The following is a 9,461-nucleotide window of genomic DNA, read 5'->3' as shown; positions in this document are numbered from 1 at the left end:
TAGAGGTACACTTTTTCGACTTTGGCGTCGGGTCGCATCATGGCGGGGCTGGCTCCAGAAAGAGATCGGGAGCGAAGCATCGGGGATCAAATGCGGGCTTGGAATGTGGGGATCATGGATCACTTACAAAGCTCCATAGCTAAAGCAGATATAAAAACGCCCCGGTAACCGGGGCGTCCTTTTACAGTTTGAATCTACGTCAAAACTACTTCCAACTCGCGACCAGAACCGCATCCAACTGATTCTGCTGCGATTGAGTCAAACTACTTTCAGCGCCAGCACTCACGCCGAAGGACGCCATGGTATCGACCAGGCTTTGTACCTGGCTGTCTAACAAGGTTTTCCCATCGGAGGTTTTGAACTGATCCACATGGTAGTCATTGGAGGAGTACCAGTTATTGACGACAATCTTGTCGGGCGTATCGACAATGCTAACCTCCAGGTCGTTGCCACTGCGACGGAACCAGAGCTCCTCAAGGCTGACGCTGGCATCGAACTGAACGGTGTCGTTACTAGTACTTGCGTCGTAGTTGTTGACCGAGTCCTTCCCTCCACCAACGCCAAACGCATAGGTGTCGCTGCCTTCGCTCCCCGTTAGCGCATCGTTGCCAGCTCCGCCATCAAGAAGGTCATCACCGGCACCGCCATAAAGCGTGTCATTACCGGCATCACCCAATAGGTGATCATTGCCTACATCACCATACAGCGCATCGATACCATCACCGCCAGAGAGAGTGTCATTACCATCAGCACCATAAATAGCATCATCTCCCAGCCCCGCGCTGATCACGTCGTCAGTGGCAAAACCACGCAAGGTATCATCCGAGTCAGTACTTTGAATAACATTCGACTTAATTGTGGTTTGATTCCACTCACTACCATCCGCGAATTGAATGCGATCAATCTCATATCCAGCCGTAGCATCTCCGGCAAAGTGCGACGCCACACGCAAGCTGTCGGAGCTACCGATAACCTGGATAAGAAGGTCATTGTTTTCACGTGTGACCTGCACATCTGCAGTATTAAGATCGGTGAGTTTGAGGGTGTCAGTTTTTCCAATGCGAACCTCACCACCGTTATTAACAGTATCCTGACCAGAGCCTTTACCGAACAGGTAGGTATCGTTGCCGTTACCACCATTCAGCACATCGTTGCCAGCGCCAGCATCAAGAACGTCGTTACCATCATTCCCGTTGAGGGCGTCATTACCAGCTCCACCCTGCAGCAAATCATTTCCATCTCCTCCATTCAGAGTATCCGAACCATCGTTACCCTTGAGGGTATCGTCACCGCCTCCTCCGTTGACGGTATCGTCCCCCAGTCCGGCATCAATGACATCGTTGCTGCTGGTGCCCGATAGAGTGTCATCTCCATCAGAACCTTGCAGTACTTGGAACTTGATCGCTGCTTGATCCAGGAAGCTACCGTCGGCGAACTGAATACGATCAATTTGATATCCGGCAGTCGCATCTCCCAGGAAATGGTAGATCACTCGCAGGCTATCAGTTGTACCGTTGACTCGGATAAAAAGATCCATACCATCACGAGTAACACTGACATCAGAGGCATTCAGGTCAGTCAGCTTGACAGTGTCCATCTTGCCTGCCCTAGTCTCATTGGCGTAATAGATCGAGTCCTGGCCATCCCCTTTGCCAAATATATAGATGTCATCTCCAGCTCCGCCGTCCAGGCGATCGTTACCTGCCCCGCCATCAAGCACATCACTGCCATCCCCGCCGTAGAGGACATCGTCGTCTGCACCACCCTGTAGAACATCATTACCGTCGTTACCATTTAGCGTATCGGCACCGGCACCGCCAGAGAGCGTGTCGCTGCCAGCCATACCATTGACGGTATCGTCACCTGCGCCCGCATCGATGGTGTCGTCAGCCGACGTTCCTGACAGTGTTTCATCCGCCGCAGTGCCTTGCATGATCTGCGTCTTGATTGCGGTTTGATCCCAGAAACTGCCATCAGCAAACTGGATATGATCAATCTGATATCCAGCAGTCGCATCGCCCATGAAGTGGTAAACAACCCTTAAGCTATCGGTTGTTCCGTTGACTCGTATAACCAGGTCATAACCATCGCGTGAGAGACTCACGTCGCCGGCGTTCAGGTCGATCAGTTTCACGGTATCAAGCTTGTCTGCACGGGTTTCGTTTGCGTAATAGACACGGTCTTGACCAGAGCCTTTGCCGAACAGGTAAGTATCATCACCATTCCCGCCATTCAACAGGTCATTACCTGATCCACCATCGAGAACGTCATTACCATTCCCGCCATAGAGGTTGTCATTGCCAACCCCACCTTGAAGAAGGTCATCACCATCATCACCGTTAAGAGTGTCCGCGCCACTGCCGCCGATCAAAGTGTCGTTACCTGTCCCACCACTGACAGTGTCGTCACCCGCTTCACCGGACAGGGTGTCGTTACCACCGCTGCCGCTGATCGAATCATCCCCCACACCGGCATTGATCACGTCGTCCGTTTCGTAACCAGTCAATGACTGATTAGCGTCCGTGCTACGCAATACTTCGGTCTTGATGAATGTCTGATCCCAAAAGCTGCCATCTGCAAACTGAATACGATCAATCTGGTATCCAGACGTAGCATCGCCCATGAAATGGTAATAGATACGCAGGCTATCGGTTGTGCCATTCACCTTTAGGATAAGGTCGTACCCATCGCGGGAAATGGTGACATCACTCGGGTTCAGACCGAGTAGTTTCACAGTATCGAGTTTGCCTAGGCGCGACTCATTGGCATAGTAAATCGAATCTTGGCCAGAGCCCTTACCGAACAGGTAGGTGTCATCTCCAGCGCCACCATTGAGGAGGTCATTACCTGCACCGCCGTCGAGAATGTCATCGCCAGTGCCACCATTAAGGGTGTCATTACCAGCGCCGCCATTCAGGTTGTCATCACCTTCGTCGCCGCTGATCGTATCTAAACCACTACCGCCGGACAGAGTATCGTTACCCGCGCCACCGGACACAGCGTCATCACCCGCACCCGCGTCGATTATGTCGTCGCCAGCGTATCCCGTCAGGCTTTGATCCGCATCGGAGCCCTTCAATACCTGCAGTTTGATAATCGATTGATCCCAGAACGAACCATCTGCGAACTGAATACGATCTATCTGATAACCAGTCGCTGCGTCTCCAGCAAAATGATTAAGTACCCGCATACTGTCGGTAGTATCGTTAATGCGAATAATCAGATCAGCAGCGTCACGAGAGATAGTTATGTCAGAAGCTTTCAAGTCACTCAGCTTGACGGTATCGACCTTGCCTGCACGTGCCTCATAGGCGTAGTAGATCGTGTCCTGGCCAGAGCCTTTGCCAAATAAATATGCATCGTCACCCGCACCACCATCTAGACGATCATTTCCTGCACCACCATCCAGGATGTCGTTTCCGATACCCCCATTCAGGATGTCGTTTCCGGTGCCTCCTTGAAGAAGATCGTTGCCGTCATCACCGTTAAGCCTATCGGCGCCAGCTCCACCCAATAGAGTGTCGTTGCCTCCCCCACCGCTAACCGTATCGTCACCGGCCGCGACGTCAATAATATCGTCTGTGCTGTAGCCTGTCAGAGACTGATCACCGTCCGTTCCCTGAAGAACGCGAGCCTTGATAACAGACTGATTCCAGAAGCTGCCATCCGCAAACTGAATGCGGTCAATCTGGTATCCACCGGTTGCATCATTCAGGAAGTGATTCATGACTATGAGGTTATCGGTCGAACCATTGATCCGAATAACCAGATTTGCACCTTCCTGGAAAAGCGTGACATCAGATGCGTTGAGATCAGTCAACTTGACCCTGTCAAGCTTGCCGACGCGGTTTTCATAGGCATTATAGATCGTGTCCTGGCCAGCACCTTTTCTGAACAGATAGCTGTCATTACCTGCTCCGCCATCAAGACGATCGTTTCCATCGCCTCCATCAAGGGTGTCATCTCCGGCGCCGCCGCTTAATATGTCGTTTCCAGCACCACCTCGCAGAACATCATTACCTTCCTCGCCATTTAATGTGTCGGAGCCAATACCTCCTTTGAGCGTATCGTTACCAGCCCCACCACTGACGATATCGTCACCGGCTCCCGCATCGATTTGATCATCCGCTTGGTAACCAGCCAGGGTCTGATCGGCCGCTGTGCCACGCAGGACTTCTGACTTGACCGTACCTTGATCCCAGAACGTCCCGTCAGCGAACTGGATACGATCAATTTGATAGCCTGAAGTAGCTTCACCAATAAAGTGATTCGAGATGCGCAAGCTATCAGCTGTGCCATTGACATTGATAACAAGGTCATTGGCGTCGCGTACCAAGCTGATGTCAGAGGCATTCAACGCTGTCAGCCTTACAGTATCCAGCTTACCCACTCGTCCCTCGTAGGATGAAATAGTGTCCTGACCAGCGCCTTTACCGAATAGGTAGATGTCATCTCCTGCACCGCCGTCCAAACGATCATTCCCCGTCCTGCCATCCAACACGTCATCACCGGCGGCGCCACTCAGCGTGTCATTGCCTGCGCCGCCCGCAAGAACATCGTTCTCACCTGTGCCGGCAAGGTTCAACGGATCCGCCGAGGTCTGCCCTGCTAGGTTGGAACTGATATCTGTTGTGTTCCAGATCGTGCCATCGTCAAACTGAAGCTGGTCAATCGTATAACCCAATATGGCGCTGGTGCTGAAATGCGAAGACACTTTAAGCGTTTCGCCGGTAGATTTGATCTGGATGATCAGATCATTTACTTCCCTGCGCAGCAAGACGTCCGCTGGATTTAACCCTTCCAGTTTCACGACATCCAGCTTGTTGGGCGTCGTATCGTTATAGGCATAGTTGTTAACGGTGTCTTGCCCAGCTCCTCTTCGGAAAACATAGGTATCTGACCCATAACCACCGTTCAAAGTGTCGTTCCCAGCACCGCCGTCAAGAATGTCGTTGCCGTCTTCGCCATTGAGCATGTCTTTGCCTTCGCCACCGAGGAGTGCATCATTTCCGGCTCGGCCGCTTAAGGTGTCATTACCGCTAGCCCCTTTTAGAACATCTGCCGAGTCATAACCGAAAATGATATCGTCACCTACGGTGCCAATAAGCAACGCGGTTCTGATCTGATCAGTTGTCAGAAACGATCCATCACTGAATTGAAGCTGATCAATCGCATAACCGGAGATCAGGCTAGCGTTAAAATGCTGAGTCACACGCAGAATCTCACCGGTTTCCTTAATCTCGATGATCAAGTCGTCCGACTCACGCCGCAGCGAAATATCCGAGAGGTTCAATCCATCCAGCTTGATAACGTCAAGTTTATTAGCCGTCGTGTCGTTATAAACTGAATTATTGATGGTGTCCTGGCCCGATCCCTTACGGAATACATAGGTATCCGAACCGGAACCGCCCGCTAAGGAATCATTACCAGCACCGCCATCCAAAAGGTCATCTCCTATGCCACCGTTTAACGTGTCGTCATCCGCCTCCCCTCGCAAAACATCATTACCTTCATCACCATAAAGGCTGTCCTTACCGGCACCACCGTCGAGAATATCGGCACCTGCACGACCGCTAATGTTGTCATTGCCCGCTAAACCTTTAAGCACATCATCGGTGTCGTAGCCGACGAGGGTATCGTCATCCTCCGTCCCACCTAGCAGGGCCAGTTTAATTTGCGAGTTATCCATGAGCGTCCCATCAGCAAACTGCAACTGATCGATGGCATATCCGGAAATAGCACTGGCACTAAAATGAGAGGTGACTCGAAGAGTATCGCCAGTCTCCTTGATCTGGAGAATCAAATCGTCGGACTCACGGCGAATAGAAATGTCTTCAGCGTTAAGTCCCTCGAATCGAATGACATCGAGCTTCCCTACGGTCGTATCGTTGTAGGCTGAATTGTTGATCGTGTCTTGGCCTGCGCCCTTACGAAACACATAAATATCTGAACCAACACCACCACTTAGAGAGTCGTTGCCTAAGCCACCATCAAGAGAATCATTGCCATAGCCGCCATTAAGAGTGTCATTGCCAGCACCGCCAAATAGCGTGTCATTACCATCTTCACCAGAGAGAGTATCTTTACCATCACCTCCATCTAGAACGTCATCGCCGCCACGACCGCTGATGGTGTCATTCCCACCAAGCCCGTTGAGAAAATCTGCGGATTCGAACGCAATAAGAGAGTCATCCTCTTGTGTTCCTTTGAGTATTGCCGCTCTGAGCTGATCAACGTTCAACGTTGATCCATCCGCGAACAGCAATTGATCAACCGCATAACCGTAAATGGCGCTGGAGCTGAAATACGAGGCAACACGCAGTGTATCTCCCGAGTCGCGGATCTGGATAACCAGATCGTCTGAATCACGACGTAGGGAAACGTCAGCCTGATTCAGCCCTTCAAGCCGCACTACATCAAGCTTATTGACGGTCGTGTCGTTATAGGCCGAATTGTTGATCGTGTCTTGGCCAGAGCCGTGGCCAAAGACGTATACATCCGAGCCATACCCACCGTATAGCGTATCATTGCCTGAACCACCATCTAGAAAATCATCGCCGTAACCGCCACTAAGAGAGTCGTTGTCAGCCCCACCTTTAAGCGTGTCATTGGCATCCCCGCCAGAAAGCGAATCGTCGCCCGAACCGCCCAAGAGAAGGTCATCGCCGTCATCTCCAGAGAGATTATCCTTGCCATCTCCCCCCTCGATCCTATCACTTCCGGAACCACCACTAAGGGTATCGTTGCCGCCATCACCGGCGATGACATCATCTGTACTGTACCCCGTCATAACATCGTCAGCGTCAGTTCCCAGAAGCAATGCAGCTCTGATTTGTGCATTTTCCAGAATCGTTCCGTCGGCAAATTGCAATTGATCAATTGCATAACCGTAAATCGTACTGGCACTAAAATGAGAGGTGACACGTAAAGTTTCACCAGACTCTTTAATCTGAATCAGAAGATCGTCTGAATCGCGCTTGATAACCACATCTGAGACGTTCAAGCCTTCAAGACGAATAACATCCAGCTTGTTTTCAGTCGTGTCGTTGTAAGCAGAGTTATTGATTGTGTCTTGACCGTAGCCTTTACGGAAAGTGTAGGTATCAGAGCCCTTGCCTCCAGCAAGCGAATCCATGCCGACGCCGCCGTCAAGGAGGTCGTTACCATCGCCACCACTCAGAGCATCGTTGCCTTTTCCACCCAGCAGAGTGTCGCTGCCATCCTCTCCGTAAAGGGTGTCATTGCCCTCTCCGCCATCCAGAATGTCGTTACCAGCGCGCCCACTAAGCGTGTCGTGGCCCGCCAACCCGCTCAACTTGTCTTCAGTGGCGTAGCCGGTGATGCTGTCATCCCCAGCAGTACCCACCAGTAACGCTGCAGTAATTTGGGTCTTATCCCAGAAAATGCCGTCACTGAACTGCACTTGATCGATAGCATAGGCGTCGCTGCTGAAATGTGACGAGACACGAAGGGTTTCACCAGTATCAGAGATCTGGAAAATGAGATCGTCCCCCTCACGCCGGATACTGACTTGCGATGCAGTCAGCCCCTCAAGTTTCACTACATCGAGTTTATTCTGAGTTGCGTCCGAATAGGCGTAATTCAAGATGGTGTCCTGTCCGGAACCTTTGCGGAAGATATAGGTGTCCGACCCACCGCCGCCACTCAATGTGTCGTTTCCTGAACCGCCATCCATGACATCGTCACCATTGCCACCAGAAAGCATGTCGTTACCAGCACCGCCAAGCAGAGTGTCGTTGCCATCCTCCCCATTCAAAGTGTCCCGGCCATCTCCGCCGTCCAGAACATCGTCGCCAGCCCGACCACTAAGCGTGTCGTTACCACGGAGCCCCTTCAGCATATCTGCAGTCTCATAGCCGGTGATGTTGTCATCACCCGCGTTACCTGTCAGCAATGCAGACTTGATGAAGGAGGTGTCCCAAACAGATCCATCTGCGAATTTTACCTGATCGATTGCGTAGTTATATGCGACGTACGAGCTGAAGTGCCCGCTTACACGAACAGAGTCATTCGTGTCTTTGATTTGAATGATCAAGTCATCGGACTCGCGCCGCATCACTACATCTTCGGGCTTGAGACCTTCAAGAACAATAACGTCCTGTATGTCAGTATTGGCCTCGTTGGAGACTGAATTATAAATCGTATCTTGGCCCGATCCGCGACGGAAAACATAGGTATCCGATCCAAGCCCACCTGCTAACGAGTCATTGCCCGTTCCACCGTCGAGGAGATCGTTACCCTCTCCGCCGCTCAGTGTGTCGTTGTCGGCGCCGCCCAGAAGAGTGTCGCTGCCCTCTTCTCCGTTGAGGGTATCCTTGCCAGCACCACCATCCAGAAAATCATCGCCACCACGACCACTGAGCGTGTCATTCCCAGCGAGACCAAACAGTTGGTCGGCAGTCTGATAACCAATGATCGTATCGTTGTCGCCAGTCGTCTTCAGCACTTCCGTTTTCAGTTTCGCACCATCCCAGACAGTACTATCCGCAAACTGAAGCTGATCCACTGCGTAGACGCTGTCACCATCTTGGTTGAAGTGGGAATTGACGCGGATCGAATCACCCGTCGATTTTATCTGAATAACCAGATCGTTATATTCTCTTTGCACCGTGATATCGGCCGGATTCAAACCGTCCAGTTTGACCTTATCGATTTTCTGGGCTGTCTTATCGTCCGAGGTATAGTTATTAATCTGATCCTGGCCCGATCCTTTGCGTAACACATAGGTATCAGAGCCCATACCACCATCAAGCGTATCGTTGCCGCCACCGCCATCCAGAGTGTCATTGCCATTGCCGCCATAAAGCAAATCGGCGTCTGCACCACCGTTGAGAAGATCGTTACCATCCTCACCGTACAAGGTGTCGCTACCGGCCTCGCCTGACAGCGTATCATTCCCGGCACGGCCGTAAATCGTGTCGTTACCCAACCCGCCACTGATGCTGTCGTCCGATGCATAACCCGTAAGGACATCGTTGCCATCAGTACTTTTGAAGGCCGCCATGGTTTTGACCTGATCCGGCTTCCAGGTTGTACCATCGGCAAAACGAATCTCGTCAAGCTTGTAAGCATTATCACCATCATTACTGAAGTAACTAGAGACGGTTATTTTGTCGGCACTTCCGTTCAGCGCCAGTACCAAGTCATCGTAGGAGCGAGTTACAACGATATCGCCAGGCAGAATGTCAGATGCAAACTCAATGGCATCCGACTTGTTAGTACTAGGGTCGTAGTTGCTGATCGTGTCCTGGCCCCAACCACGACTGAAGCGGTAAGTGTCCGACCCTTCACCGCCCGAAAGCGCGTCATTGCCCGCACCGCCGTCCAGTACGTCATCGCCGGCATCGCCAGAGAGGTAGTCGTTTCCGCTACCGCCCGCCAGCAAATCAGCTCCGGCACCGCCAGAAAGGTTGTCCTGACCATCGCCACCCGACAGGGAG

The 9,461-nt window shown here is 51.8% G+C and carries 1 protein-coding gene; it reads right to left on the bottom strand.

Annotation, left to right across the window (positions count from 1 at the left end; genetic code table 11):
• Positions 1-205: 205 nt before the first annotated feature.
• Positions 206-9,461: calcium-binding protein (locus tag ALP40_RS15120; RefSeq protein ID WP_122209047.1), on the bottom strand; the 9,256-nt coding region annotated here is incomplete at its 5' end.

It is taken from the genome of Pseudomonas viridiflava, from assembly GCF_003702045.1.
GTDB classification, from domain to species: domain Bacteria; phylum Pseudomonadota; class Gammaproteobacteria; order Pseudomonadales; family Pseudomonadaceae; genus Aquipseudomonas; species Aquipseudomonas viridiflava_C.
Note: the sequence above shows the minus strand (reverse complement) of the source record. Positions and strands in the feature narration are given on the sequence as shown.